The organism is Natronomonas gomsonensis, assembly GCF_024300825.1.
Taxonomy (GTDB): domain Archaea; phylum Halobacteriota; class Halobacteria; order Halobacteriales; family Haloarculaceae; genus Natronomonas; species Natronomonas gomsonensis.
Map to the genome: position 1 here is coordinate 2,528,747 of NZ_CP101323.1, position 23,289 is coordinate 2,552,035.

The 23,289-nt window shown below is 66.0% G+C and carries 33 protein-coding genes and 1 pseudogene; 18 read left to right on the forward strand and 16 right to left on the reverse strand.

The genetic code is table 11. The annotated features are described in order from the left end of the window. Positions 1 to 158: 158 nt before the first annotated feature. Complete coding sequence (gene rimI, locus NMP98_RS13370; protein ID WP_254858320.1) at positions 159 to 647, forward strand: ribosomal protein S18-alanine N-acetyltransferase; 489 nt, start codon at positions 159 to 161, stop codon at positions 645 to 647. Between the two features lie 4 nt (positions 648 to 651). Here the strand turns inward: rimI and NMP98_RS13375 are convergent, their stop codons facing one another. After that, entirely contained in the window at positions 652 to 1,077 is a 426-nt protein-coding gene (locus tag NMP98_RS13375; protein WP_254858322.1) for a hypothetical protein, read from the reverse strand. A gap of 79 nt (positions 1,078 to 1,156) precedes the next feature. Between NMP98_RS13375 and NMP98_RS13380 the strand changes: the two genes are divergently transcribed. From NMP98_RS13380 to NMP98_RS13400, 5 genes are read left to right on the forward strand one after another with little or no spacing between them, the layout of a single operon-like run. Further along, positions 1,157 to 1,603: a DUF5810 domain-containing protein gene (locus NMP98_RS13380; RefSeq protein ID WP_254858324.1), complete on the forward strand. Its 447-nt coding sequence runs from the start codon at positions 1,157 to 1,159 to the stop codon at positions 1,601 to 1,603. Positions 1,604 to 1,627: 24 nt separating this feature from the next. Then, entirely contained in the window at positions 1,628 to 2,047 is a 420-nt protein-coding gene (locus NMP98_RS13385; protein WP_254858326.1) for a DUF5809 family protein, read from the forward strand. Continuing rightward, positions 2,035 to 2,463 carry a hypothetical protein gene (locus NMP98_RS13390; protein WP_254858327.1) on the forward strand — a complete coding sequence of 143 codons (429 nt, stop codon included), beginning with the start codon at positions 2,035 to 2,037 and terminating at the stop codon, positions 2,461 to 2,463. The genes NMP98_RS13385 and NMP98_RS13390 overlap by 13 nt, the downstream gene beginning before the upstream one ends. Continuing rightward, entirely contained in the window at positions 2,464 to 3,045 is a 582-nt protein-coding gene (locus tag NMP98_RS13395; RefSeq protein ID WP_254858328.1) for an NUDIX hydrolase, read from the forward strand. A gap of 47 nt (positions 3,046 to 3,092) precedes the next feature. Continuing rightward, entirely contained in the window at positions 3,093 to 3,461 is a 369-nt protein-coding gene (locus tag NMP98_RS13400) for a rhodanese-like domain-containing protein (RefSeq protein ID WP_254858329.1), read from the forward strand. Positions 3,462 to 3,532: 71 nt separating this feature from the next. On the opposite strand, the gene yciH is transcribed toward NMP98_RS13400, so the two are convergent. The 7 genes from yciH to NMP98_RS13435 form a co-directional block, all read right to left on the reverse strand. Beyond that, positions 3,533 to 3,826: a stress response translation initiation inhibitor YciH gene (gene yciH / locus NMP98_RS13405; protein WP_156710340.1), complete on the reverse strand. Its 294-nt coding sequence runs from the start codon at positions 3,824 to 3,826 to the stop codon at positions 3,533 to 3,535. Positions 3,827 to 3,861: 35 nt separating this feature from the next. Then, complete coding sequence (locus NMP98_RS13410; RefSeq protein WP_254858330.1) at positions 3,862 to 6,057, reverse strand: transglutaminase TgpA family protein; 2,196 nt, start codon at positions 6,055 to 6,057, stop codon at positions 3,862 to 3,864. Next, complete coding sequence (locus NMP98_RS13415) at positions 6,054 to 7,049, reverse strand: DUF58 domain-containing protein (RefSeq protein WP_254858331.1); 996 nt, start codon at positions 7,047 to 7,049, stop codon at positions 6,054 to 6,056. Before NMP98_RS13415 ends, NMP98_RS13410 begins: the two co-directional genes overlap by 4 nt. A gap of 9 nt (positions 7,050 to 7,058) precedes the next feature. Further along, entirely contained in the window at positions 7,059 to 8,030 is a 972-nt protein-coding gene (locus NMP98_RS13420) for an AAA family ATPase (RefSeq protein ID WP_254858332.1), read from the reverse strand. Positions 8,031 to 8,262: 232 nt separating this feature from the next. Beyond that, positions 8,263 to 8,457 (reverse strand): cold-shock protein, encoded by a 195-nt coding sequence (locus tag NMP98_RS13425; RefSeq protein WP_178915386.1) that lies wholly within the window; start codon positions 8,455 to 8,457, stop codon positions 8,263 to 8,265. Between the two features lie 186 nt (positions 8,458 to 8,643). Continuing rightward, positions 8,644 to 8,838, reverse strand: coding sequence for a cold-shock protein (locus NMP98_RS13430; RefSeq protein ID WP_178915385.1), 195 nt, complete (start codon positions 8,836 to 8,838; stop codon positions 8,644 to 8,646). 64 nt (positions 8,839 to 8,902) lie between these two features. Further along, on the reverse strand, positions 8,903 to 9,157 hold the full coding sequence (locus NMP98_RS13435; protein WP_254858334.1) for a DUF7573 domain-containing protein: 255 nt from the start codon (positions 9,155 to 9,157) through the stop codon (positions 8,903 to 8,905). A gap of 78 nt (positions 9,158 to 9,235) precedes the next feature. Between NMP98_RS13435 and NMP98_RS13440 the strand changes: the two genes are divergently transcribed. After that, complete coding sequence (locus NMP98_RS13440) at positions 9,236 to 9,460, forward strand: DUF8024 family protein (RefSeq protein ID WP_254858335.1); 225 nt, start codon at positions 9,236 to 9,238, stop codon at positions 9,458 to 9,460. Here the strand turns inward: NMP98_RS13440 and NMP98_RS13445 are convergent. The 3 genes and pseudogenes from NMP98_RS13445 to NMP98_RS13455 form a co-directional block, all read right to left on the reverse strand. Beyond that, on the reverse strand, positions 9,411 to 10,400 hold the full coding sequence (locus tag NMP98_RS13445) for a 5,10-methylenetetrahydromethanopterin reductase (RefSeq protein ID WP_254858337.1): 990 nt from the start codon (positions 10,398 to 10,400) through the stop codon (positions 9,411 to 9,413). The genes NMP98_RS13440 and NMP98_RS13445 overlap by 50 nt on opposite strands. 45 nt (positions 10,401 to 10,445) lie before the next feature. Beyond that, on the reverse strand, positions 10,446 to 11,198 hold the full coding sequence (locus NMP98_RS13450) for a coenzyme F420-0:L-glutamate ligase (protein WP_254858339.1): 753 nt from the start codon (positions 11,196 to 11,198) through the stop codon (positions 10,446 to 10,448). Positions 11,199 to 11,270: 72 nt separating this feature from the next. Then, positions 11,271 to 11,764, reverse strand: a pseudogene (locus tag NMP98_RS13455) (metallophosphoesterase family protein). 52 nt (positions 11,765 to 11,816) lie between these two features. On the opposite strand from NMP98_RS13455, the gene NMP98_RS13460 reads away from it, so the two are divergent. Continuing rightward, positions 11,817 to 13,055, forward strand: a complete 1,239-nt coding sequence (locus NMP98_RS13460) for an eIF2B alpha/beta/delta subunit family protein (protein WP_254858341.1) — start codon at positions 11,817 to 11,819, stop codon at positions 13,053 to 13,055. Position 13,056: 1 nt separating this feature from the next. Here NMP98_RS13460 and NMP98_RS13465 read toward each other — a convergent pair whose 3' ends face one another. Next, positions 13,057 to 13,479 (reverse strand): MoaD/ThiS family protein, encoded by a 423-nt coding sequence (locus NMP98_RS13465; protein WP_254858343.1) that lies wholly within the window; start codon positions 13,477 to 13,479, stop codon positions 13,057 to 13,059. Positions 13,480 to 13,683: 204 nt separating this feature from the next. Continuing rightward, positions 13,684 to 14,193 (reverse strand): HPP family protein, encoded by a 510-nt coding sequence (locus NMP98_RS13470; RefSeq protein WP_254858345.1) that lies wholly within the window; start codon positions 14,191 to 14,193, stop codon positions 13,684 to 13,686. Between the two features lie 185 nt (positions 14,194 to 14,378). Between NMP98_RS13470 and NMP98_RS13475 the strand changes: the two genes are divergently transcribed. From NMP98_RS13475 to NMP98_RS13490, 4 genes are all read left to right on the forward strand, one after another. Continuing rightward, a complete protein-coding gene (locus NMP98_RS13475) occupies positions 14,379 to 15,572 on the forward strand; it encodes a hypothetical protein (protein WP_254858346.1) in 1,194 nt (397 codons plus the stop codon). 113 nt (positions 15,573 to 15,685) lie between these two features. Further along, positions 15,686 to 16,048 carry an ArsR/SmtB family transcription factor gene (locus NMP98_RS13480; RefSeq protein WP_254858349.1) on the forward strand — a complete coding sequence of 121 codons (363 nt, stop codon included), beginning with the start codon at positions 15,686 to 15,688 and terminating at the stop codon, positions 16,046 to 16,048. Next, entirely contained in the window at positions 16,045 to 16,359 is a 315-nt protein-coding gene (locus tag NMP98_RS13485; protein ID WP_254858351.1) for a DUF7521 family protein, read from the forward strand. Before NMP98_RS13480 ends, NMP98_RS13485 begins: the two co-directional genes overlap by 4 nt. Before the next feature lie 109 nt (positions 16,360 to 16,468). Then, a complete protein-coding gene (locus NMP98_RS13490) occupies positions 16,469 to 16,888 on the forward strand; it encodes a DUF8059 family membrane protein (RefSeq protein ID WP_254858353.1) in 420 nt (139 codons plus the stop codon). A gap of 467 nt (positions 16,889 to 17,355) precedes the next feature. On the opposite strand, the gene engB is transcribed toward NMP98_RS13490, so the two are convergent. Then, a complete protein-coding gene (gene engB, locus NMP98_RS13495) occupies positions 17,356 to 17,976 on the reverse strand; it encodes a GTP-binding protein EngB (RefSeq protein WP_254858355.1) in 621 nt (206 codons plus the stop codon). A gap of 45 nt (positions 17,977 to 18,021) precedes the next feature. Then, on the reverse strand, positions 18,022 to 18,495 hold the full coding sequence (locus tag NMP98_RS13500; protein WP_254858356.1) for a redoxin domain-containing protein: 474 nt from the start codon (positions 18,493 to 18,495) through the stop codon (positions 18,022 to 18,024). A 96-nt stretch (positions 18,496 to 18,591) separates the two neighbouring features. Between NMP98_RS13500 and NMP98_RS13505 the strand changes: the two genes are divergently transcribed. From NMP98_RS13505 to NMP98_RS13520, 4 genes are all read left to right on the forward strand, one after another. Next, positions 18,592 to 19,887, forward strand: a complete 1,296-nt coding sequence (locus NMP98_RS13505; RefSeq protein ID WP_254858358.1) for a TIGR00341 family protein — start codon at positions 18,592 to 18,594, stop codon at positions 19,885 to 19,887. A gap of 64 nt (positions 19,888 to 19,951) precedes the next feature. Continuing rightward, complete coding sequence (locus tag NMP98_RS13510; RefSeq protein WP_254858360.1) at positions 19,952 to 20,695, forward strand: SIMPL domain-containing protein; 744 nt, start codon at positions 19,952 to 19,954, stop codon at positions 20,693 to 20,695. 80 nt (positions 20,696 to 20,775) lie between these two features. Next, the gene (locus NMP98_RS13515) at positions 20,776 to 21,225 is read left to right on the forward strand and encodes a hypothetical protein (protein ID WP_254858362.1); all 450 of its coding nucleotides are present in this window, start codon (positions 20,776 to 20,778) and stop codon (positions 21,223 to 21,225) included. Between the two features lie 80 nt (positions 21,226 to 21,305). Next, entirely contained in the window at positions 21,306 to 21,662 is a 357-nt protein-coding gene (locus tag NMP98_RS13520) for a hypothetical protein (RefSeq protein ID WP_254858363.1), read from the forward strand. Positions 21,663 to 21,750: 88 nt separating this feature from the next. On the opposite strand, the gene NMP98_RS13525 is transcribed toward NMP98_RS13520, so the two are convergent. Further along, positions 21,751 to 22,728 carry an NOG1 family protein gene (locus tag NMP98_RS13525; RefSeq protein WP_254858364.1) on the reverse strand — a complete coding sequence of 326 codons (978 nt, stop codon included), beginning with the start codon at positions 22,726 to 22,728 and terminating at the stop codon, positions 21,751 to 21,753. 8 nt (positions 22,729 to 22,736) lie between these two features. Here NMP98_RS13525 and NMP98_RS13530 point away from each other — a divergent pair, with 8 nt between their 5' ends. Next, positions 22,737 to 22,919 (forward strand): hypothetical protein, encoded by a 183-nt coding sequence (locus tag NMP98_RS13530; protein ID WP_254858365.1) that lies wholly within the window; start codon positions 22,737 to 22,739, stop codon positions 22,917 to 22,919. 24 nt (positions 22,920 to 22,943) lie between these two features. Then, positions 22,944 to 23,264, forward strand: a complete 321-nt coding sequence (locus NMP98_RS13535; protein WP_178915363.1) for an ASCH domain-containing protein — start codon at positions 22,944 to 22,946, stop codon at positions 23,262 to 23,264. The last annotated feature ends 25 nt before the right edge of the window (positions 23,265 to 23,289 follow it).

Genomic DNA, 23,289 nt, shown 5'->3' on the forward strand with positions numbered 1-23,289 from the left:
AAGCGGGGTGGGGGGTGGGGATGCACCCAAACGGGTGCAACTGACTGTAACTCCCGCGGGTAAATGAATCTTCTGGCCCTCCCTTAGATTCCAAGTACTGGTTTTATCAATGGTACCGCGGCCGGTAGGCATATGGCGCCGTCTGCGTAAGTGAAAACGTGACTACGACGGCGCCGCAGGCCGACGTGGGGGTGCGTCAGGCAACTCGTGGGGACCTCCTGTCGGTGTTCCGCATCGAGAAGCGGTCGTTCCCGCAGGCGTGGCCCTACGCGGCGTTCGAGCGATTTCTGGACGAACCCGGGTTTCTGGTCGCGGAGGCGACCGAGGAAGCCGACGGCTCGAACCCGGGCGAAATCGTCGGCTACGTCGTCGCCGACAGCGTCCCGAATCACGGTGTTTCCATCGGCCACGTCAAGGACCTCGCGGTCACCCCCGAACGCCGGGGCGAGGGTATCGGCCGCCTACTGCTCTCGCGTGCGCTCGCGACGCTTGCGACCCAGAGCGTCGGCCGCGTGAAACTGGAGGTCCGAGAGAGCAACGATGCGGCGCTGTCGCTGTATCGGGAGTTCGGCTTCGAAATCCACCACGCCGTTCCGGGGTATTACGACAACGGCGAGGACGCGTACGTGATGGTCCGCGAGTTGTAACCGGTCATTCTACGAACCCGTCGCTTTGCCGTACTGTGGCGAGGGCACGCTCAAAGAGACACGTCACCGAGAGAAACACACCGAGGAGCATCGGTGGTAGGCCGGCGAAGAACACCCCGCCGCTGCTCAGGTTCAACACCAGAACCGCGTATCCAGCCGTGACAACGACGAGCGATGCGAGGACTGCTTTCGCGAGCCGGAGAATTCCCACGGCGCCGGTCCGTCGATACCTGCCGACGGCGACGGCGAGGACGACGGCCGCGAGCGGCACCGGGTACAGCGACATCGGTGGCAGCGTCACGGGGCCGAGATCCCACCAAGGGTTCAGCAGGTTCGTTTCGAGACCCACTACCGTCGACAGCAGGGCGGCCACGGCCAGTGGGAGTTCGAATCGCCGGAGTCGTTCGTCGCGACCGGGAGGGGCGGTCATAGCCGAACGTCTCCCCGGTAGGAGATAAAACGTCGACCGTAGGCGCAGGCGTTTTGCCGCTGGAACGCCGATTCGGGGTATGGGATACGCCTGCCCCGTCTGTTCGGATCCACAAGCCGACGCGGGCCACCTCGCCAACCACCTCGCCTTCACCGCTATCCTCGGCGATGCCGACCACGAGACGTGGCTCGACGAGCACGTCCCGGAGTGGGACGGGATGGGTGAGTCGGAACTCGCCGCGGTCGTCACCGACTACGTCGAGGAGACGGAGTTCCCGCAGGTGTTCGAGGACACCGTCGGCTCACCCGAAGACCCCGAAGACCCCCTCGAGGAGCGCTCCGGGGCGCTGTTCGACGAATCCGGTCACGGCCACGACCACCCCGGCGGTCACGACCACACTCACGGGGACCACGCCGCCGACACCTCGGGGCCGGTCGACTCCGAGACTGAAGCCATTCTCGAGGAGGCACGGGAGATGACCCGCGAGATGCTTCAGGACGGCGACGACGAAGCCGAAAACGAATAACGGCGCCCGCCCGTTATGTCAGGTATGGACACCGAAGGGACGTTCGCCCCGGAGTCGTGGGCCGACGCCCGAAACCGGTACGAGGCGCTCGGACCGACGGCACAGACCGTCGTTCGTGAGGTCACCAAAGCCATGGAGTTCGACCGCCAGGAGTACGACGACCGCGTGACGAGCGAGGTCGTCGAGACGGCCCGGCAGGCGACGTTCGCCGAGACCCTTGCGGTCACCGTCGGGTCCGCCGAGGAGTTCGACGCCTGGCGGGGGGACTTCGACGGCGACGTACACGTCGTCGGTAGCGACAACGTCGAGCGGGTGGCCTGGCACGCCGGCCCCGACGACGCCGCCGTCGCGGCGACGTTTCAGAACGAACCCGAGGCGGCGGTGGCGACGCTCCGACGGGTCGCGTTCAACTGCATCTACCGGGAGGAGCTATGCGACGGATAACGCGTAACCTCGTCGTCTTCCTGTTGGCGCTGGTGGTCGTCCTGCTGGCGTTGGGTGCCCTTCCCAGTTACATCCAGACCGGCGACCCCTACTACGTCGAGGCGACGGCCGTCGAGGAACCGGGGCCGTCGGTCGACGCGAACAACCTCACCGACCGGCGGTTCCCTTACAGCATCGCCGCGCTGGAGGCCGCCGAAGCAGGCGAGACGCCGGCCCGCTCGGAGGCCTACTACACCGGCCCGGTCGGGTTCAAGGAGGCGTTCACCCACACGCCCTTCGACGAGTTCGGCGAGTTCCGGACCAGAAACGCGAGCGCGGTCGAACGCGGCGCCGAGTCGCCGGTCGGGGACAGAGCCTACGTCGAACGCGACGGCCAGCGATATCGCCTCGAAATCGTCCGCCTGGAGGCCGAGTAGATGGCCGACCCGAGTCCCTCCGACCACGACTGGCACGTCGTCGAGTCCGTCACCGAGTACGAGACGGGGTGGTACACCGGCGGCTACGACCTCGTCGAGTTACCGGACGGCCGCGAGAAGCGCTACTACTGGGCGGAGTTGCCGCCGGCGGTCGTCATCCTCGCGGTCGTCGACGACCCGGCGTCGTTTGGGCTTCCCGGCGAGGGACGCTCGGTCGCGATGGTCGAGCAGTTCCGGCCCACCATCCGGGAGTTGTGTTACGAACTCCCGGCGGGCATCGTCGAGGACGGCGAGAGTTACGCCGAGGCGGGCGCCCGCGAGTTGGAAGAGGAGGTCGGCCTCGTCGCGGAATCGGTCGAACTCATCGAGGACTTCTGGTGTTCGACTGGCGTGTTGCGTCACGAACGCGGCATCGCGTGGGCCGAAGGGTTCTCTGTCGGCGCCCGGGAACTCGACGGCAACGAGTTCCTCGACGTGAAGACGGTGCCCGTCGAATCCGCACTCGACCTCGCTCGGTCGGGGCCGGCAAACGACGCGACGCTCGAAGGGCTGTTGTTGGCCGAGGCCGACGGGCTGTTGTGAGGTCGTCCAGTCCTGCCGTTTAATACGCTCGTCGCCTACCCAACGGTATGGACGGCGAGATTTCTGCAGCGGAGTTACGGGAGCTACTCGACGACGGCGAGGACGTTCGTATCGTCGACATCCGGTCACCTGCTGCCTTCACCCGTGGACACATTCCGGGCAGCGAGAACGTCCCGTTTCAGGAGCTGACGACGCGAATCGAGGAGTTCGCCGACGCCGACCGCGTCGTGACGGTGTGTCCTCACGGGCAGGCGAGCCAGCAGGCCGCCCGACTCATCGGCTCCTTCGAGGGGTTTTCCGGCCGGGTCGACTCGCTTGCGCCCGGAATCGAGGGCTGGGAGTACGAACTGGCGTCCGGCGAGGAGGCGGCGTCGGGAATCGCGGCCGGCGACGACGGCCCGGACGCGCCGTTCTGAACGGTACTCCGTAGCCGCCGCTGGTCGAGTGGGTGCTCGAAAAACGGACTCGACGTGCGGTTCAGAGGGCGCTACGCAACGTTGAACCCCTTCTCCTGAAGGAAATCCTCGATGCGTCCGAGGTGATTACCCTGTAGTTCGATGACGCCGTCCTCGACGGTACCGCCGCAAGCGAACTTCGATTTCAGGTCGCTCGAAAGCGAGTCGAGATCGACGTCTCGGGGGTCGAACCCCTCGATGACCGTTACCTCCTTACCGTATCGGCGCTCGTCGATGCGGATGTTGATCTCCTGGGACTCCTTGGCGACGTCTTCGCAGACGCAGAGTTCCTCCGGGAGACCGCACGTCGAGCAGACTTCCGACATTACAATCCGGGTGTACACGACGGCCGTATTAAACACTATCGGGACCGTGTATCCCGCTTTTCCACCAGATGGGGCAGTCGAGACCGCTCCTCGAGCAGGTCAGCGAGGTCGGCTCTGGCGGCCGCAGCGTCGGCCGCGTCGACGCCGTGGCCGTAGCGGGCCTGCTCGTACAGTCGGCCGACGCGCTCGATTCGGTCGTCGCCAGCGAGGAACTGCCGGGGAGTCTCGCCGGGGCCCTTCTGCCGGCCGTCGCGCTCTTCGAGGTGGACGACGCGGTGATAGACGCCGGCGACGACGTCCTCGGGGTCGTCGGCCGGGAGGCGCCTGAGCCACAGCTCCCGGTAGAGTCGCCGATCGGTACCGGTGCGTCTGAGGCCGGCGACGACGCCGGCGAAGATGAGCAACCCGAAGCCGGCCTCTTCGGGCGTCGGAACCGGTATCGTCGGCAGCGAGAACTCGCCGTCGTCGTCGGCTCCCGGCGGACCGTCGGTGGGTGTCGTCTCGGTGCCGTTCGGTTCGGTGTCCGTCCCGTTCGGCCCCTCGGGTGTCGTCGGGTCGGGCGTCCCTTGGTCGAAATCGGAGTCGAGGGAATCGTCGGTGTCGATGTCGCTGTCGTTGTCCGAGCGGGCGTCCGCGAGGATTTCGCGCTCCTCGGCGATGCGGGGGTCCGAGGGCGTGGGGTCGAACTTCACCCAACCGTGTTCCGGGAAGTACACCTCGACCCAGGCGTGGGAGTTGTACCCTCTGACGACCCACTCGCTGTCGTCGACCTGTTGGCCGGGTGTGTAGCCGACGACGAACCGCGCCGGGATGTCCTGGGTTCGGAGCATCGTCACCATCGTCGTCGCGAAGTACGTACAGTAGCCCGCGTCCATCTCGAAGAGGAACTCGTCGGCGATGTTCCCGCGCGGCCGTTCGATATCCAGCGAGTAGTCGTAGCTGTTCTGGAGCCACTGTTCGAGGACGCGAGCGGTGTCGTAGGGGTTTTCGGCGTTGGCAGTGAGTCGGTCGGTCCGCTCGGTCACGCGGGCGGGCGTACTGGACGGCAACTGCGTGTACCGCTCGGTGACGGCGTCGGGGTAGTCGGTGCCGGCACTCCGGAGCTCCGCCGGCGGGGCGACGGGCACCTCGCTCGTGGCGGTGTAGGATTCGCCGGCCTGTAGCGGACTGGCGGGCTGGAACGCGCCGCTGTCGGTCACTTGGACGGGAACGGGAACGTCGTCGATGTCGACGGGCGTGTTCGCCGCCGGGAGCGTCGCGATGTCGGTTTCGGCGGTGTAGCGCTGTTCGAGCGTCCGGCTCTCGCCGGGGGGCGGCGGCAGCGACCCGCCGTAGTTGCGCATCTCGCCGCTTTGGACCCATCCCCCGCCGGTGTAGCGGTCGTAGGTGCCGACCCGCCAGTACGCCTCGGCGTCGGCTTCGACCGTGTAGCGTACTTCCGGGGAGAGTTCGACGGGGCCGGTGACGGCGAGGCTGTCGCCGGCGTGGACGAGACTCGACTCCATCGTCGAGGTCTGGGTACCGACGCCTTCCGTGGAGATGAACGACCCGGCGGCGCCGGGGACAACTCCGATGAACAGCGTCAACACGACCATCGTCGCGAGCAAGACGACGACGCCGTCGGCGTTTCTGAGTGACTCGCCGCGGCGGTCGCAGTCGCCGAAGGCCAACGCGAGGGTGACGCCGACGACGCCGACGAGCGTGGTCGGCGTCGTCGCGTCGCCGGTCAACACGACCACACCGAGGGCGCCGCCGGCGACGGCGCTGGCGGCGACGTAGTTGCGACGCAACGCGAGGTAGGTGGCCAGAAAGACCGGGCCGGGGGCGGCCGAAAGCGCCCACACGTCGGCGTTGACGATGCGGAGCACCGAGAGGCCGCTCAACAGCGCGAACACGTCGCTCACCATCGGCCCGACCAACACGAGGAAGCCGAATCCGCCGGGGAGCGACTGGATGTAGAGGTAGGTGCCAATGACGACGGCCGCGGCGCCGATGCCGAAGGCGGTTCGCGGGCGAATGAGCCACGCCAGCACAGCGCCGGCGAGTGCGGCCCCACCGACGACGTAGTACAGAAGCGTCGCGTCGCCGGTGATGACGAGTATCCGATAGAGGACGTAACAGAACGCCCCCAGCGTGGTCGCGACGCCACCGAGCGCGAGGAGGCGGGCCGGGGCGACCGGAGCCTCGACGGCACCGAGGGCGTCGCGAACCGACCTGTCGGTCGTGCTCACGCCAACACCTCCCGACTCCGGTTGCCCCCCGAAAGTCCCTCGAAGTCGACTTCGCGGTTGGCGAACGTCACGGTCGCACTGCCACCTCGCCCGAGGACGTATACGTCGGCGTTCCGCCGTCGTTCGGGGTCGACCCACCCGTCGTCGGTGCGTGCGAGGAGTCGAAGCACCGAAACGATGTCGCCGGGGTGGGCGACGGTGCTCCCGTCGGGGACCGTCACGGCGACGGTGACGCCGATGTCGTGGAGGTGGGAGACGAGCGAGGCGACGCTTTCGGCCATCGCGTCGGCGCTGCCCAACGCCGATTCACCGACAACTTCGAGTTGGGTCGCCTCCGAACGGCTCTCGTATTCGGCGACGACGAACTCCTCGTCCGTTCGCTTCGCGCTCGCCCGCCAGTGGATGTCCCGCATCGTGTCGCCGGGGCCGTACTCACGGAGGCGGTCGAACGACGAGCGGTCGTCGCCGAGGACGCGACTCACGAGCGACCCCAACGTGTCGTCTTCGAGTCCGTACACGTCGGGATAGACGAGCGCCGTCGTCGTCCCCGCCGTCTCCACGTCGGTCCTGAACAGGCCGAGTGAGTCGGTCACCCGGCAGGTCGCCGGTCCGAGGTCGTGTTCGCCACGGCGGCGCAACTCGATGTGGTACTCGAAGATCCCGCCGTGGCCGACGGCCGCTTCAGTTGTGTCGGCGTCGACTCCGTCGGCGAGCGACTCGGTGACTGTACAGGGAACGTCGGCGTCGACGCTCAGGGTGACGGTTCGAGACTCGCCGGGAAAGCCCGCCTCGGGCGTCGAGCGCTCGACGGTCGGCGGGTCGGCCCGGAGGAGTTGGACGGCGCCCGCGCCGAGGCCGACCAAGGCGGGGACGACGACGGCGTTCAGCGACCGAGCGCCCGCGCCGGCGCCCAACAGAAACGCCAACAGCGCCACCGTGAAGACGGTCAGTCCCCGCCGCGTCGGCCGCAGGTTTCGGACGTTCGTGAGCATCGCCAGTTCTCACTCCTCGACGGCGACGGATTCCAGCGCCCCCTCGACGACGGCCTCGCTGTCCTCGTCGCCGGGTGAGGTCCGCATCCGGTGGGGGAAGACGACCGGGGCGGCGGCCTGTACGTCGTCGGGAATCACGTAGTCGCGGGAGTCGAGTACGGCACGGCCCTGTGCGGCCCGCACCAAGGCGATAGAGCCGCGGGGGCTGACGCCCAACTCCGCGTGCTCGCGGGTGTAGTTCGCCAATCGAGTGACGTACTGCCGGAGCGGGTCCCGAACCTCGACGTTTCCGGTCACTTCGCGGGCCTCCCGGAGCGCTTCGTCGGTCGCGACCGACGAGATGTCGTCGATGGCGTGGCCGCCGACGGCGCGGTCGATGACCTCCGACTCGTCGTCGGGGTCGGGGTAGCCGAGATGCAACTTCAACATGAAACGGTCCAACTCCGCGGCCGGCAGTTCGTAGGTGCGCTCGCGCTCGATGGAGTTCTGCGTCGCGATGACGACGAAGGGGTCCGGCACCGGGTGGCTCTCGCCGTCGACGGTCACCTGCCCTTCCTCCATCGCCTCCAGCAGGGCGGCCTGTGTCTTCGGCGGCGCACGGTTGATTTCGTCGCCCAAGACGACGTTGGCGAAGACGGGGCCGGGGCGGAATTCGAAGGTGCTCGTCTGTTGGTTGTAGACGTTCGCGCCGGTGATGTCGGCCGGAAGGAGGTCCGGCGTGAACTGGACGCGCTTGAACGAGCAGTCGAAAGATTCGGCGACCGACCGCGCGAGCATCGTCTTGCCGACGCCGGGAACGTCCTCTAGGAGGACGTGGCCGCCGCCCAACAACGCGGTGACCAGATGCTCGATTGCGTCGTCGTTGCCGACGATGACCCGCTGGACGTTGTCGATAACGTCCCGTGCGGTCTCGCCGGCACGCTGTACGTCGACCGTCCGCTCGGCCGGCGGCGCGGCCGATGACTCGGTCGTGTCAGTCATGGAGGGCGTACCGGGTACCCGGAGAAACGCGGCATACGTCTTGTGGTCGCGGTACGGCTGTCATTACCTGTCGATGGGGCCGAAGCGATGTAAGCACTATGGGGGTTGGAGTATGGACCACACAGTGGGTTCTTCGAGTGCGTGAGTCGGATACTAAAACGCCGTCGCTCGTCGTCGGAAAATACGGAAAAGTCAGTTCAGTCGCTCGAAGCGAGTGTGGAAAGCGGGAGCCTTACAGGCGCGTGACGTTCGTCGCGCGCGGGCCCTTCTCGGCTTCCTCGATATCGAACTCGATTTCCTGACCCTCTTCGAGGTCGGGGCCGCCAACGTCCTCCATGTGGAAGAAAACGTCCTCGTCCGCGTCGTCAGTCTCGATAAATCCGTAGCCGCCAGTGTCGTTGAAGAAGTCAACCTTACCGTTTGCCATTGCGAATAGAGAAAGATGGTGGGCACGTATAAGCCTCTCGTATTCGTTTTCTTCGTGACAACTCAGACACGCGAGAATTTTCCCCGCCGTTTCCGGTCGAGAGCGCCACCGAAACGCGTCGCTGTCCGGTGAAAAATACTCGGTATTGTGGTAGTTCTGTCGCTCGTTGCGACGTATCGCTCGGATTTACAGTCGGGTCAGGTTCGTCGCGCGGGGGCCCTTCTCGGCCTCCTCGATGTCGAACTCGACCTCCTGCCCCTCTTCGAGGTCGTCGCCGCCGACGTCTTCCATGTGGAAGAACACGTCCTCGTCTGCGTCGTCAGTTTCGATGAATCCGTAGCCGCCAGTGTCGTTGAAGAAGTCAACCGTGCCAGTCGCCATTACGAATGAACTGAACGGATAATCGGTCATAAGGGTTCCGACCGAGCGTCCCCCTCGTGAGCGTTCACCACGTTTTGCAGTCGAAACAGACGAGTTCGCCGTCCCCGTCGTCGCTTCCGTCCCGCCAGCGGCGCTCGACGACGGCGTCACAGCTCGTACACGTCGCGCCCGTCGGGGTCCAGTCGTACGTCGAAACGGCGGGGCTGACGCCATCGACGGGGTCGTCCGCCTCGGCGTCCGGGTCGCCGTCGGCATCGCTGTCGCCGTCGGCCTCACTGTCGTCGCCCCCGAGGAAATCCTCCAGCGAGCTATCGCGCATACCCGCAGTGGGGACGCGGCGGGCTTATAATCGGCGGCGGACGGACACACACAAGTAGGAGGCGTCGAACGGTAGTGTATGGTTGACATCCAGACCGGTGTATCGGACAACACGGTCGGTCTCATCGAACGGTTTGCAGAGGTCGCCGCGACGGACCCCCTCGTCGCCGCGATGATGCTGTCGGGCGCCGTCTTCGTTACACTCGCCGCCGGCGTCTTCGGCGTGTTGACGCTCGGTGGGGTTCTCGCCTCCGTCAAGCGTCTGCTTCCGACCGGGCAAGGACCGCCCCAGAAAGCTCGATAGCGTCTTCGAGGTCGGGGCCGAGCGGCGCGCCCGCGACGAAACTGTCGGCGTACTCCAACACGCCTGCGATTTTCTCTTCGACGGCTTCCGGTCGCCCAGCGATGCAGAAGGCGTCTATCATCTCCTCGCTCACCGTCTCGAACGCCTCGGTGAACTCCCCCGCTGAGATGTGGGTTCCGATGCGGTCGGCACGGTCGCCGTCGAGGCCGTGGCGGTCCAACACCGGCGGTGCCGCCCCGGCAGCGATGAACGCCACCGGCGGCCGTGCGGCCTCGCGTGCAGCCTCGGCGTCTTCGGACACCGACACTGCGGCGTAGGCGGCAAAATCGAACCCGCCGCGCTCTTCCGGCCGCTCGTCGAGCCCCTGCTCGACTTGCTCGGCCGCCCACGCGAAGTCCCGGGGGTGTGAGCCGTTCAACAGGACGCCGTCGGCGTGTTTTGCGGCCATCCGTATCATGTGGGGTCCCTGTGCGCCGACGTAGGTCGGAATCTCGCCGACGGCATCGGCGTAGTTGAGGCCGGCGTCCTTCGCGAGGAACGTGCCGTCGTGGTCGACGCGCTCGCCCGCGTAGAGGTCGCTTGCGACTTTGAACGTCTCTAGGACGCGTCGGAGCGGCCGGTCACGGTCGTAGCCGAGGTTCGACAGCGTCGATTTGTCTCCCGCGCCGACGCCGAAGACGGCCCGGCCGCCGGAGGCTTCATCGAGCGTCGCCACGCGGGAGGCCAGCGTCACCGGATGTGTCTCGTAGGGGTTGGCGACGCCGGGGCCGATTCGGACCGAGTCGGTACGACGGGCGATTCTGTCCAGCGCGACGAAGGGGTCGCGGTTGTTGTAGTGACACGTCGTGAAGACGGTGCCGAAGCCGTTGGCTTCGGCCGCTTCGCCGAGGTCGGCGATGCGACTGACTGGGTGTTCGGGGGTGAGTTCGATTCCTATCATGGTTCGGAGTCGGTCGCGGGGGACTGTTCGACGGCGAACATCGCGTTATCGCTCGAACTTCCACTCGCGAAGGGCGTCTCGGACGAGGTCGTCCTCGTCGGTTCGAAACAACTCGTCGCTGCCGGCGTGGTCGCCGAACTCCCAGCCGCGAACGACGACTGCGGGAGTGCCGCCGCCGCCCTCGCCGGCGACGAGGTTCGCGGCGGCGGCGAGTTCGTCGACGACGGCCTGGACGGTCACGTCGAGTTCCCGGCCGTCGCGGTCGGATTCGCCGCGCCAGTCGCGGGCGGCGGGGAGTCCGGCCCACCCGATGGCGACGCCGCGTTGGCCGTAGCGGAACGGCCGCCCCGAGGTGTCGGTGACGACGACGGGGACGCCGAGCGCCTCGGAGAGTCGTTCGGCCGATGCGGTGGGGTCTTCGGGCAACAGTAGCAACTCCGCGCCGGGGACGTTCGAGCGGTCGATGCCGGCGTTGACCGTCACGTGGCCGAAGCGAGTGACGGCGAGGAGAAACGGCGCCTCGATGACGAGCTCCTCGCTTTCCGCCAAGACGGCCTGTGCGAAGCGGGGGTCTTTCGTCTCGCCGGTGACGGATTCGAGGCGCTCGGCGATGGCCTCCGCACGTGCGCTCGCGGGAAACTCCGCGAGGTCGGCCTTCCGGCCTTCGGCCTTCGAGACGACCGTGCTGGCGAGACACAGTACGTCACCATCCTCGAAGTCGACGCGCTCGTCGATGAGCGTGGCGAGGTCGTCGCCTGCGCGTATTTCCGGCAGTCCCTCGACGGCGAAGGCCTCCATACCTCGGGATTGGCCCGTCCGGACAAAAAGGGGCGAGATACCGGAGATGTCCGCCACCCCGTCGCAGTCGTCTCATTCCCGTCGGAGTTCGACCGTACAGTCGCCGCCGTCTACCTCGGCAACCATCAGCGTCGCCTCCTGTGCCGGAAAGGCGCCGGTCGCGCTCCCGGGATTGAGCAGTCGATAGCCGTCGACTTCCTCGTCGAAAACACGGTGTGTGTGACCCGACACCCCGACGGTCGGGACGGTCTCTGTGACGTTGTTCTCGACGACATCGAGTACGCGCTCGCGATAGCCGTCGTCGGGGCCGTTCCGTGAGTGACGACGAACCGGACGCAGCCCAACTCGACGGTTGCGACCTCGGGCAATCCCAACGCGCGGTCCATGTTCCCCGCGACGGCGGTCAACTCGCCGGCGAGGTCGGCTATCTCCTCGTAGGCTGGCCGGGAGTCGAAGTCGCCGGCGTGGATAACGTGGTCGGCGTCTTCCAACGCCGCTTTCACCCATTCGGGGAGCGCGGCGGCGCGGGACTTGACGTGCGTATCGCTCATCAGGACGACGCGCATATCGTGGCTACTCCGACCGGACGTATAAGCGCTCGGCGACCGATTGGTCAGTATGGACGAACGGTCCGTCATCACCTGTTTTCTGCGCCACGGCACCGAAATCCTTCTCGTCCGCCGGAGCGATGCGGTCGGAACTTACGCCGGCCGTTGGGGCGGCGTCTCCGGGTACGCCGAGGGGACGCCCGACGAGGCCGCACGGTGGGAAATCGACGAGGAGGTCGGACTGCTCGAATCCGCGACGCTCGTCCGGAGCGCCGACCCCATCGCCGTCGCGGACGACGACCACGAGGTCCAGTGGTTCGTCCACCCGTATCTCTTCGATTGCGACTCGACCGACGTGACGCCAAACGATGAACTGGCCAACTACGAGTGGGTCCAACCGCCCGCCATCCTCGACCGCGAGACGGTGCCGAAGTTGTGGGAGACGTACGCGGCCGTTGCACCGACGGTCGACTCCGTCTCGGCGGACACGGACCACGGTGCCGCGTACATTTCGGTTCGCGCACTCGAAGGCCTCCGGGACCGCGCCGCCGTCGCCGCCCAGAACGGCGACGACTACGAATCGGTCGCCGATACGGCCCGGCGGCTTCGTGACTGTCGTCCGAGCATGGGCGTGGTGTCGAACCGCATCAATCGCGTGATGGCGTCCGCCGACCGCTCGGTCGCCTCCGTCCGCGACCGTGGTCTCGAAGCGTGTCAGCAGGCCGTCGCCGCCGACGCCGCGGCGGCCGCCGAGGCCGCCGAACGCATCGGCGACCGAGTGCTCACGCTGTCTCGGTCCGGGACCGCTCTCGATGCGCTACTAACAGCGGCCCCCGATGCGGTCTTCGTCGCCGAATCCCGCCCGGCTCGGGAGGGCGTCGGCGTCGCCGAACGTTTGGCGGACGGCGGCATCGACACGACGCTGTGTGTCGACGCCGCGATGGGTAACGTTGTGTCAAAGGACATCGATACGGTGCTCGTCGGCGCGGACTCGGTGTTGGCCGACGGGGCCGTGGTCAACAAGGTCGGGACGCGGTTGGCGGCGCTGGCCGCGACGCGGGCCAATATCGACTGTTATGCGGTCTGTGCCCGCGACAAAATCGTCCCCGAGACGGAGGTCGATGCTGCTCTCGGTTCTCCCGATGCGGTCTACGACGGTGAGGCGGCGGTCTCCGTGTACAACCCGACGTTCGAGGCGACGCCCGGCGGGCTGTTCACCGCCGTCGTCACCGAGGATGGCATCTACGATACATCTGATATCGAACGCGTCGCCGAACACGCCGACCTCGCGGCGTGGGATGACCGCTAACTCAACAGCAGTACATGAACGGGTACATCAGCGACACCCGGTCGTCGTCTTCGAGTTCGGTGTCGAGGCCGTCGAGGTGTTCGTTGAATCGGCCGTTGACGGCGACGCGGGCGAACGCACGGGTCTGTTCGCCCTCGGGGTTCTTGTTCCACGTTCCGGGCGGGTCGCCGTTCGACCGCACCCAGCCGTGAGCGGCCGCCTCGTCTTCGGTCTCGGCGATGAGTAACTCTGCCACGTCGTACGCCTCGAAGAAGGACTCGAGGAACGCACGGAGCGTCGACCCCTCGAAGGTGTACTCCAACTTCGGCTGGCCGACGGCGCTGCGGACGTGTCCCGTACAGTGAACTCTGACGGTCGTCGTCTCCGATTGCTCGGTCGTACTCGTCTCCGACTCCTCGCCGGTGAGGACGCCTGTATCGCTCATGTTTGAATGTAGGCACTCCGCACCCAAACGAACGGCCCCGAACATGTTCGGAACAGTCGACGCCTCACCGAGGGCTTATTTCCCGTCCGTCCTACGTCGGGACATGGGCGATAGAGCCTGCAAGCGCCGATTCTGTCCGGTCTGTGACGCGCCGGCGACGGACCTCGACCAGGAGTGCCCGGAGTGCGGCGAACCACTGGACGGTTAGCGGTAGGCAGGGTGGCTCTCGCCGACGACGCGCTCGAAGAGCCACATCACCGACAGGTGGACGGCAACCAAACCAACGACGCTCGCGACGATGATGGTCGCCTGCAACGGCGTCGACAGCAGTCCGAGCGAGACGATGAGCGTCGTCGCACACGCCGGCGCGTGATTGGTGTCGGTCGCTATCATCGCCCAACTGGTCGCGACGATAGAGAGGACACCGCTCGTGGCCAACCGCAACCCGTCGGTCGACAGCGCGGGCGGCAGCGTCGTCAGCGTGACGCCCGGTGCAACGGCCCAGTACGCGCCCAATCCCGCGATGGCACCGATGACGTGACTTCCGACGACGCGGTAGGCGTGGGTCCGCTCGCCGCGGCGGTCGAATGCGAGGATGTACGCCGACGGGCCGAGACTCGGGAAGACGAACGGCTGGCCGCTCGCCCACGCGACGGCGCCCAACACCGTAAACAGTAGTCCTGCGTAGAGACTCGTCCCGACTCGGCGTCGCATACCTCGCCGTCCGTCGCCGTGGTTCAAAACCCTCCGATTCTCGGCCGGAAAACTGACCGACTCTGAAACCCAACCGACGGAACCACTGGTGGCTGCACCTCCCGAACTAAATACGCTTCGCCGGTCCACGGTGGCTGTGGCTCGTCGGGTGTTTATAACCGGTACCGGCGTGAAGGCGGAAACGGATGAAACGAAACACCCCCGCTGACGCCCTCTCTCGCCGACGAGTCCTGTCGTCGGTCGTGGCTGCCGGAGCGATTTCCGTGGCCGGCTGTACGACGACGCTCCCGCCGTTGGGCCAGCGCGTCCGGTTCGGCCGCATCGACTTCCCACCGTCGGACCCGCCGGCGTACCGCAGGTGGATTCCCACCCGGTCGGCGCTTCCCGAGGACCACGCGGCGGCGACCCACGCCGCTCGTCCCGGAACCCTCCCGCCGGGGACGATCGGTCGCGGGCTATTCGTCGGCCCGTCCGATTACCTCGGCACCGACTTCGACGAGTACGAACGTGCGGTCGCCGCCGGTGGTGCGTTCGTCTTCGAGGGGTCGACCGGTCCGGATGTCGTCGCCGACGCTCTCGACGGCACCGGTTACGAACCCGCCGGTAGCTACGAATCCTACACGCTCTACGACAGAGACGACACGCCGCGTGCGGTCGCCGTCACCGACGGGGCCGTCATCTGGGCGCAGGGTGAGAACCGTCACCGCTCCATCGAAGTCGCCGCCGACGTCGGCGCTGGCCGCATCGACCGTCGGCACGAGACCGACGACGACTTCGAAGCGATGACGAACGCGATGGGGACGAACGATTTCGACATCATCGACGGTCTCGATCTCGGGTTGGAGTCGACTGCCGACGCCCTCGTCACCGGCACGTCCCACGCCTACCGGGAGGACACTGCGTACTTCCGGAGTCAGCACCTCTTCGAGAGCGCCGAGTCGGTTCCGGAGGAGTCGATCAAACGGGAACTCCGTGCCAGCGAGACCGCAGTCAGAGCCGAGGCTGTCGACGTGCGAACGGAGGGACGGCGTGTGATCATCGAGACCAGAACCGACGGTTCGGATATCGGTGTCGACTGGCGAACGCCACAGATTACGTGGGGAGCCGACCACGACCCCGACTCCGGAACGGTGACCCTCCGCCACGAGGCTGGCCATCCGGTCGACGCCGAGGCGCTGGTCGTGTCGAAACGGGAAACCGGGGCGTCCAACAGCGGGTTCCCGGAGGCCGACGGCCGGCAGTTCGCCGAGGCCTACGACACCGTCGAACCGGGAGACACCCTTGAGGTCACTGTCGGGGAGTCGACGGTCTCAGTGTTCGTCTCGTTCCGCCCGTCCGAACACCGAACCAGCCGACTGTTAACCTACAACCTGTCGTGACTGCTATCGATGTCTCCACTCGGACGTGCGCCAACGACGCTGCAGGAACGCTTTCGGTCGGCGTCCGCGAAGCGAGCGGTGAACTATTTGTATCTCCCCCGAGAGGCACGGCCGTGAGCGGACCGTCAGATCCCGCCCTCGGAACCGTCGTCGGACTCCTCGACGATGACTATGTCCGGACGGTGCTGGAGGCGACCGCTCGGAAACCGCACTCGACGGCCGAACTCGCCGAGGTGGCCGACGTGTCAAGACAGACGGTGTACCGCCGGCTCGAGGGGCTGAAGGCGGCCGGCCTCGTGGCCGAATCCACACGCCCCCGGGCTGACGGTCACCACGAGACCGTCTACGAGGCGGCACTGTCGGAACTCCGGGTCGAACTCACCGACGAGGGGTTCTCGTTCACCATCGACCTCGAACCGCCCGAATCCGACGCCGCCGACGAACTCACGAAACTGTGGGAGGGGTTCCGATCATGACACTGCTGGGCTTCGAACCGGTCGTTCTCGTGTTGATGGCGTTCGCGGCCGCGTCGGTCGCTCTCGGCCTGTTCATCAGCTATCAGGCCTATCGCGGCCTGCGACGGAACGACAGCAGACAGATGCTGTATCTCTCCGTCGGGATGATTCTCCTGTTCGGCGTCGCCTACGGCTTGGCGTTTATCACCTCGGTGTTCCTGCAGTTCCGCATCCTGCCGTTGATATATCAGGATGCGCTCCGCGTCGGTGTCCGCATCGCGCAGTTCGTCGGCTTGGTCTGTATCGCCTACTCGATGTACGCCTCCCGGTGACCTCCGCTCGCGGCGTCGGCGTTCCGATGTCGTGGAGACGACCTTGCCGATTCGGTTACTCGACCCGTTGACAAATTTTATCAAGAATGCGTGGGAGGATGCACACTGCATGACGCGCGCACTCAAGGGCTCCGGGTTTCTGGGGCTCGCAGTGATGATGGCGGTGGGGTTGCATCAGTTCGTAATTCTGTCAGGTGGGGACGCCGTCCCGGGGTGGATGATTGGCGGTCACGCACACCTCGGTGTACTCTCGATTCTGGCAATCGTAATGGGGTTCGCCGTCCCTGCACTCGGTGTCACCGGGAACCTCCGGACGGCCGTAACCGGACTGTTCATCGCAGGACAGTGGGGCATCCCCGGAATCGTCTGGCTGGGTGAGGGCTTCGGACTCATGTTCCTCATGCCGACCGGGTTCATCTGGGGCGGTGCACTCATCGTCTCGATGCTCATCATGTTCTACAAATCCGTCACACAACCCGGCGGCGCTGTCGGTGGTGGCCCATCGACTGTGGCACCCTCGGACGACTGACGGAAGCGACGACTGCCCTCCGATACGGGGCATCGGTTTTTCGCTGCGTTGAATCCCGGGGCATTGAAACCGCTCGGTCCCGAAAACACAACTCGGTGGCGGTGACGAAAGTTACCCCCTCTGAGCCCCTTGTGATGAGGGACTTTCTCCGAGCCACCGTTCCAGTTCTGATGAGACACCTCAACAGTCCGCCAGCAAGTAGCATCCGCGCGAGCGAAGCGAGCGCGGTTCTCCGCGCCGAACGCAGTGAGGCGCGGGTTGCGGGCTTGCCCGCAACCGTACCGTCGTGGCGGCTTCGCCGCCACGCACGGGACCGAGGGCCGACCAACGGGAGGCCCGACGTGTCTTTTTCATGAACGTTCGGAAGACGCCGTTGGCGTCTTCCGCAGCCCATCAGAAATCTCCGATTTCTGAGGGCGTTTTTGCCGGTCGCTCGCCCTCGGCGAGCGACCGTGCAAAAAGGTTCGCTAGAAGAACTTGAACAAATCGTCCCGCTGCTGTTCGTGGAGGTGGTGGCGAACGGCTTGATTGAGCGCTTCGATGTTGCCGCGTTTCGCCGAGATGGGTGCGAGAATCTCGTCGAACTGCTGCCAGGGGGTATAGAGGCCGAGGCGTTCGGCGAGGTCGTCGAGGCGTTCGTCGCGGTCGTCGACTTTGTCCATCTTGTTGACGGCGACGACGGTGGGGACGCCGAGTTCCTGCAGGAAGCCAAACATCTCGACGTCGTGTGGTATCTCCTCGGGGCCGGAGTGGCGGTCGATGATGTCGACGACGGCCTTTCCGTCGACGACCAACACGGCGACGAGAATGTTGTCGGCGTACTCCTCTACGTACTGGACCACGTCGCGTTTGATGTCCTCGCGGACCTCCTCGGGGACGCCGGACATGAATCCGAACCCGGGCAAGTCGGTGATGACGAAGTCCTCCGCGGCCCAGTCGTAGTGGTTGGGTTTCCGGGTGACGCCGGGGCTGCCGCCGGTGGCGAACTTCGAGTGGCCGGTGAGTTCCCGCATCAACGTCGATTTGCCGACGTTGGAGCGCCCGACGAGGACGACTTCGGCCTCCCGGTTCGGGCGTGTATCGAACATACCGTCGATTGACGGTTCGACCGGATAAGGAGCGCGGTCCTCGGTTCAGGCCGACTCGACGGCTTCGAGAACCGCCTCGTAGTCGGGTTCGTTCGTGGGGTCGTCGGCGACCCACTCGTAGACGACCGTTCCGTCACCGTCGAGAACGAAGACGGCGCGGTTGGCGATGTCGAACAGCCCGAGGTCGGGGATGTCGATTTCGAGGTCGTAGGCGCCGATGGCGTCGCCGGCCATGTCGCTGACGAGGTCGAACTCGATGCCGTGTTCCTCGCGGAAGGCGCCCTGTGAGAACGGCGAGTCGGCGCTGATACCGTACACCGTTGCGCCGGCGTCCTCGAAGTGTTCGAGCCGCTCTTGGAACGCCACCATCTCGTTGGTACACGGCGGGGTAAACGCGCCCGGGAAGAACGCCAACACGACCGGTCCGTCGCCGAGGTGGTCGGCGAGGTCGAACGATTCGTGGTCGCTGGTTCCAACCGTCGCGGTGAACGTCGGTGCGGAAGTTCCTGTCGAGACCATACACGTCGTACGGTTGGATTAAAGATAAACCCCGTCCCGTTCGTGTTCGGCCTGTCGGTTCGGTAGCGTTAACGCCCCTCGCTTCGATGGCCGCCTGTGCGACTCGTCCAGGTGACCATTCCCGCTGGGAAGCGACAGGCCGTACTCAGTGTCCTCGACGAGGAGGGTATCGACTACGTCGTCACCGAGGAGACGAGCGGCCGCGAGTACACCGCAGTCGCGTACTTCCCGCTTCCGACGAACGCGGTCGAACCCATCCTCGAAGAGCTCCGAGAGGTCGGTCTCGACCGCGAGGCGTACACGGTCGTGTTGAGCGCCGAAACAGTCGTCTCCGAACGGTTCGAACAACTGAAGGAGAGCTACGCGGAGAAGGAGGAAAGCGAAGAGCGCATCGCCAGACAGGAACTCGAAGCGCGCGCGGAGGAACTGGCGTCGTCGCTGCCGACCTACGTCGTGATGACGGTCGTCTCGGCGATTATCGCCACCGCGGGACTGCTGCTCGACTCTCCGGCGACGGTCGTAGGGTCGATGGTTATCGCCCCGCTCATCGGCCCGGCGATGGCCGCGGCGGTCGGCAGCGTCATCGACGACACGGACCTGTTCAGACGCGGCGCAGTACTGCAGTTGCTCGGCGTCGTCCTCTCTATCGTCGCGGCGACGGCCTTCGCCATCTTCGTCCAGACGACGAACCTCGTTCCGCCGGGGTTGGACCCGCTTGCGCTCTCGGAGGTCGAAGAGCGGCTGTCGCCGAACTTCCTGTCACTTGCGGTCGCAATCGGGGCCGGCGTCGCCGGTGCGGTGAGTTTGATGACCGGCGTCTCGGCGGCGCTGGTCGGCGTCATGATTGCCGTCGCGCTCATCCCGCCGGCGGCGACGGTCGGGATCGGCATCGCCTACGGCGAGCCGTCGCTGGCGCTCGGGTCGGCCGTCCTCGTCGCCGTCAACGTCCTCTCTATCAACCTCGCGGCGCTCGTCGTGTTGTGGTACTCCGGCTACCGGCCCCAGCAGTTCTTCCAGCGCGACCAGGCCCGTGTGGCGACGCTCAAGCGCGTCGTCTTTCTCGTCGGCGCCATCGCCGTCCTCTCGCTGTTCCTCGGCGGCGTCACGTTCGACTCCTATCAGACCGCCACCACCGAACAGGACATCCGTGCCGGCGTCGACGCCGAACTCGAGGACCCGGCCTACGACGGCTACGAACTCGTCGAACTCGAGGTGGGGACGACGAGCGAGTACGTCCTCTTCCACCGTCCCTCGGAGGTCGTCGTGACCGTCGGCGTCCCGCCCGATGCGCCACGGCCGGGGCTTGCGGCCGCTATCGACCAGCGACTGGCTGCCGAGTACGGTCTCGACGTGGACGTTCAGGTTCGGTACCTCGAAATCGAGGAGAGTTGATGGCTCAAAGGCCTCTTTGAGCTACCGTCGTTTATACGCTGTCTCCCACCGACTACCCTCGTGTATGTCCCCGAAGAAACTCTCGGCGCTCGTCGTGGCGACGGCCCTCCTCGCAGCGGGGTTGGTCGGCGCCGCGATGGTGATGCCGACTGGAGCACAGAACGCCGACGAAACGGCTGACCGGACGATCACCGTCGACGCGACCGGCGAGGCCGACGCCGCACCGAATCAGGCCGTCCTCCGAATCGCCGTGACTGCCGAAGGTGACGACCCCCAGACGGTTCGCGACGACCTCTCGACAGGCGCCGCGGACCTCCGTGAGAACCTCGCCAACGCGAACGTCTCCGAGGAGCAATACGAAACCGGCGAGTACCGCATCCGACAGGACCGCCGGCCGCCGCGTGAGGAACAGACCGCCGACGCCCCCGAGTACCGTGGCGCCCACGAATTCGAGGTGACGCTCGATGACCCCGACCGCGTCGGTGCGGTTATCGATGCCGCCGCGGACGCCGGTGCCGAAGTCAACCACGTCTCCTTTACGCTCTCGGATGAGCGCCGCGAGGAACTTCGTTCGGACGCCATCGCCGACGCGATGAGCGATGCGCGACTGCAGGCCGACACCATCGCGAACAACGGCGACCTCAGCGTCACCAGCGTCGCGAATGTCGACGCCTCCGAACAGCGGTACTCGCCGGTTCGATACGAGGCCGCCGCAGCGGGCGCGGCCGCCGACGGCACCTCGGTGTCCCCCGGCGATGTCACGGTCTCGTACAACGTCCGCGTGACCTACAACGCGACGACGAACTGACGGTCCACGCGGCACCTGCCGCGTCACTTGCTGTCCCTCGACAGCCCGCTTTTTATGTCCGCTCCGACCGTACTGAAGGTATGGACGAGACGACCGTCGACAGTTGGGGCGAGGCGATTCCGTTGGCGCGAGCGCTCGGCTACGACGGGTCCGTTCGGGTCTCCAAGGTCGACGAACCCACGCTCCCGACCGACCTCGACGTGGTCTCCTCGAACTTCCCGTGGTCTGTGCATAAGGGCGCCCTCGCCGTCTATCGGGAACGCGAACGCGGCGACCATCTCCAGATACGCGAGTACCCGGCGTTCTGGGTCGTCTCCCTGGACCACTACAACCCCCACTTCCGCCCGATCGAACACGCCACCGTCGATATCCCGGTCCACATGATTCTCGCCCTCGGGGCGCTGACCCCCGTTCGTGGCTACCGCTGGGTGTTCGGCGACCGGCTCCCCTCCCCCACCGCCGCGGTCGCCTTCTCGACGTCGACCATCGGGATGCTTCCGCGATTCGGCCGGAAACTGCTGTTCAGTTAGGCGGTCGCGGGACCGCCCGACACTCCACCGTACCGCTCGGAGCCGCCACGCTCAAACGACTCCTCCGACGACTGCTGACTGTGACCGCCCGCCACTGGATTCGTGTCCTCCTCGCAGTACTCGTGTACGGAACCGCAATCAGTATCGGCGGTGCCCTCTTCGTATCCGACCCCACCGACCCGATTCTCGTAGTCCCCGTCGGTGGTGGCCTCGCGGTTATCGCCCACGCCGTCCGGACGGCACAGCTGGACGAAGTCGGCTACGCCGTCGGGGGCATGTGGGCCACGATACTCGTCGTCTCGGTCGGCGTCGGCGTCGTCGAAACGGTCGCTCTTTCCGGCCGTTCCCTTGCGAGCGATTCGGTCGACGTGTTGGGGGCAGTGGTTGTTACGACCGTTCTTATCGTCGGATACGTAGTGGCGCTGAAACGCGCTTAGCGGAACATCGTTCGAGGTTGCCGCAGGCGACCTCGCTACTCACGGCGACCGCTGGCCGCCGTTCGTCAGCGGAACCTTCGGTTCCGCTCTACCCCTCAAACGGCAACTCGGCTTCGTACCCGACCGCATCGACTATCGCATCGACGACTTCTTCGACGCCCTCGCCGGTCTCGACGCTCATGTAGTGGTCGGCCTCGACGTCCGTCGAGCGGTCGGCCTTGTTGCAGACGACCACCACGGGAGCGTCGAACTGCGATTCGATGTCGGCGAGCAACTCCAGTTGATCATCGAGCGGGTAGCCACAGGCTCCGCTGGCGTCGACCATTACCAACACCGCGTCGGCGAGATGCGTCAGCGCCGAAACCGCCTGAGCCTCGATGGCGTTGCGCTCCTCGGCGGGCCTGTCGAGCAGTCCCGGCGTATCGACCAACTGATACCGGATTCGGTCGCGTTCGAGGTGGCCGACGTTGATTCCCGTCGTCGTGTAGGGGTAGGTGGCGGTCTCGTTGCGTGCGTTGGTCACGCTGTTGACGAACGAGGACTTGCCGACGTTGGGGTAGCCGGCGACGACGATGGCCGGTTCGTCGGCGCGGATGTCGGGGAGAACTTTTAGCGCGTCCCGTGCTTCGCTGATGGCCAAGAGGTCGTCTTCGACCTGCTCGGTCACGTCGGCGAGTCGGGCAAAGGCCTGCTTGCGGAGCTTTCGTGCGGTTTCGAGGTCGGCGTTGCGGATGCGACTGTGGTACTCCTCGCGAATCTTGTCACACTGCCGACTGGCCCACATGACCTCCGAGAGCCGCTGCCGGAGCGCGTCGACGCCCTCGACGTCCGTATCCGCCAGCGTCGCGTCGGCGAGTTCGTAGTAGAACTCGTCGACCAATTCGAAGTCGGGCCACGACGTGACGACGTTGCCGAGGTTGTCCGAGAGGATGTTCGAGGCGGTCTGGAGCATCGACTCCTGGGCCTCGAACCCGGACTTCGCTCGCCCCGCGCGTGCCGCCCGCGAGAACGCCTTGTCGACCAACTCCTCCGACCGGGGCGTGGTCGGAAGGTCTTCGAAGTGCATATCCTTGTTTGTACGTCCGGCCGTATAAGGGCCGTGTATCGGCGTTCGTCACGCTCCTCGGGGCGACCCTCGGCGGCCCCGCGGGCGTCCTCGGCGGACTCGGTATCTTCGTCGTCGGCGTGCTCGTCGCGTTCCTCTTCGCCACCGACAGCGCCATCGGCGGCGCGATTGGCGGGTTCCTCGCCGATTAAGTTCGTGGCACCCCAACGGCCGGTATGGCATCCATCGACGCCGACGCCCTGCTGCCGAACGACCGCGTGAAACAGGCCGTCCTCGCGGGTGACGTGACGCAACTCAGCCGCGGCGCCTCGAACCGCTATGCGACCGAAGGCGACACCTTCGCCATCGAGGAGACGACCTTCGAGGTGTCCAGCGTCGAGGAGCGCACGCTCGGCGATTTGACCGACGAGGACGCACAGCGGGAAGGCTCTGACTCACTGGAGGCGTACAAGGAGCGAATGAAGATGGTCCACGGCGGGAACTTCGAGTGGGACCCGACGAGCGAAATCGTCACCTACCGCTTCGAACGTCAGTAGTCGTCCGAACCGCCCATCAACACTT

What these genes read in the sequence shown, in the direction of transcription:
- NMP98_RS13470 (WP_254858345.1), bottom strand. Translation starts at nt 14,193, where the DNA reads ATGCGACGCCGAGTCGGGACGAGTCTCTACGCAGGACTACTGTTTACG.
- NMP98_RS13460 (WP_254858341.1), top strand. Translation starts at nt 11,817, where the DNA reads ATGGACGAACGGTCCGTCATCACCTGTTTTCTGCGCCACGGCACCGAA.
- NMP98_RS13380 (WP_254858324.1), top strand. Translation starts at nt 1,157, where the DNA reads ATGGGATACGCCTGCCCCGTCTGTTCGGATCCACAAGCCGACGCGGGC.
- NMP98_RS13500 (WP_254858356.1), bottom strand. Translation starts at nt 18,495, where the DNA reads ATGGTCTCGACAGGAACTTCCGCACCGACGTTCACCGCGACGGTTGGA.
- NMP98_RS13515 (WP_254858362.1), top strand. Translation starts at nt 20,776, where the DNA reads ATGGACGAGACGACCGTCGACAGTTGGGGCGAGGCGATTCCGTTGGCG.
- NMP98_RS13465 (WP_254858343.1), bottom strand. Translation starts at nt 13,479, where the DNA reads ATGAGCGATACAGGCGTCCTCACCGGCGAGGAGTCGGAGACGAGTACG.
- NMP98_RS13450 (WP_254858339.1), bottom strand. Translation starts at nt 11,198, where the DNA reads ATGGAGGCCTTCGCCGTCGAGGGACTGCCGGAAATACGCGCAGGCGAC.
- NMP98_RS13445 (WP_254858337.1), bottom strand. Translation starts at nt 10,400, where the DNA reads ATGATAGGAATCGAACTCACCCCCGAACACCCAGTCAGTCGCATCGCC.
- NMP98_RS13375 (WP_254858322.1), bottom strand. Translation starts at nt 1,077, where the DNA reads ATGACCGCCCCTCCCGGTCGCGACGAACGACTCCGGCGATTCGAACTC.
- NMP98_RS13490 (WP_254858353.1), top strand. Translation starts at nt 16,469, where the DNA reads ATGACGCGCGCACTCAAGGGCTCCGGGTTTCTGGGGCTCGCAGTGATG.
- yciH (WP_156710340.1), bottom strand. Translation starts at nt 3,826, where the DNA reads ATGTCGGAAGTCTGCTCGACGTGCGGTCTCCCGGAGGAACTCTGCGTC.
- NMP98_RS13415 (WP_254858331.1), bottom strand. Translation starts at nt 7,049, where the DNA reads ATGCTCACGAACGTCCGAAACCTGCGGCCGACGCGGCGGGGACTGACC.
- NMP98_RS13385 (WP_254858326.1), top strand. Translation starts at nt 1,628, where the DNA reads ATGGACACCGAAGGGACGTTCGCCCCGGAGTCGTGGGCCGACGCCCGA.
- engB (WP_254858355.1), bottom strand. Translation starts at nt 17,976, where the DNA reads ATGTTCGATACACGCCCGAACCGGGAGGCCGAAGTCGTCCTCGTCGGG.
- NMP98_RS13395 (WP_254858328.1), top strand. Translation starts at nt 2,464, where the DNA reads ATGGCCGACCCGAGTCCCTCCGACCACGACTGGCACGTCGTCGAGTCC.
- NMP98_RS13390 (WP_254858327.1), top strand. Translation starts at nt 2,035, where the DNA reads ATGCGACGGATAACGCGTAACCTCGTCGTCTTCCTGTTGGCGCTGGTG.
- NMP98_RS13400 (WP_254858329.1), top strand. Translation starts at nt 3,093, where the DNA reads ATGGACGGCGAGATTTCTGCAGCGGAGTTACGGGAGCTACTCGACGAC.
- NMP98_RS13535 (WP_178915363.1), top strand. Translation starts at nt 22,944, where the DNA reads ATGGCATCCATCGACGCCGACGCCCTGCTGCCGAACGACCGCGTGAAA.
- NMP98_RS13435 (WP_254858334.1), bottom strand. Translation starts at nt 9,157, where the DNA reads ATGCGCGATAGCTCGCTGGAGGATTTCCTCGGGGGCGACGACAGTGAG.
- NMP98_RS13475 (WP_254858346.1), top strand. Translation starts at nt 14,379, where the DNA reads ATGAAACGAAACACCCCCGCTGACGCCCTCTCTCGCCGACGAGTCCTG.
- NMP98_RS13440 (WP_254858335.1), top strand. Translation starts at nt 9,236, where the DNA reads ATGGTTGACATCCAGACCGGTGTATCGGACAACACGGTCGGTCTCATC.
- NMP98_RS13420 (WP_254858332.1), bottom strand. Translation starts at nt 8,030, where the DNA reads ATGACTGACACGACCGAGTCATCGGCCGCGCCGCCGGCCGAGCGGACG.
- NMP98_RS13430 (WP_178915385.1), bottom strand. Translation starts at nt 8,838, where the DNA reads ATGGCGACTGGCACGGTTGACTTCTTCAACGACACTGGCGGCTACGGA.
- NMP98_RS13525 (WP_254858364.1), bottom strand. Translation starts at nt 22,728, where the DNA reads ATGCACTTCGAAGACCTTCCGACCACGCCCCGGTCGGAGGAGTTGGTC.
- NMP98_RS13510 (WP_254858360.1), top strand. Translation starts at nt 19,952, where the DNA reads ATGTCCCCGAAGAAACTCTCGGCGCTCGTCGTGGCGACGGCCCTCCTC.
- NMP98_RS13425 (WP_178915386.1), bottom strand. Translation starts at nt 8,457, where the DNA reads ATGGCAAACGGTAAGGTTGACTTCTTCAACGACACTGGCGGCTACGGA.
- NMP98_RS13485 (WP_254858351.1), top strand. Translation starts at nt 16,045, where the DNA reads ATGACACTGCTGGGCTTCGAACCGGTCGTTCTCGTGTTGATGGCGTTC.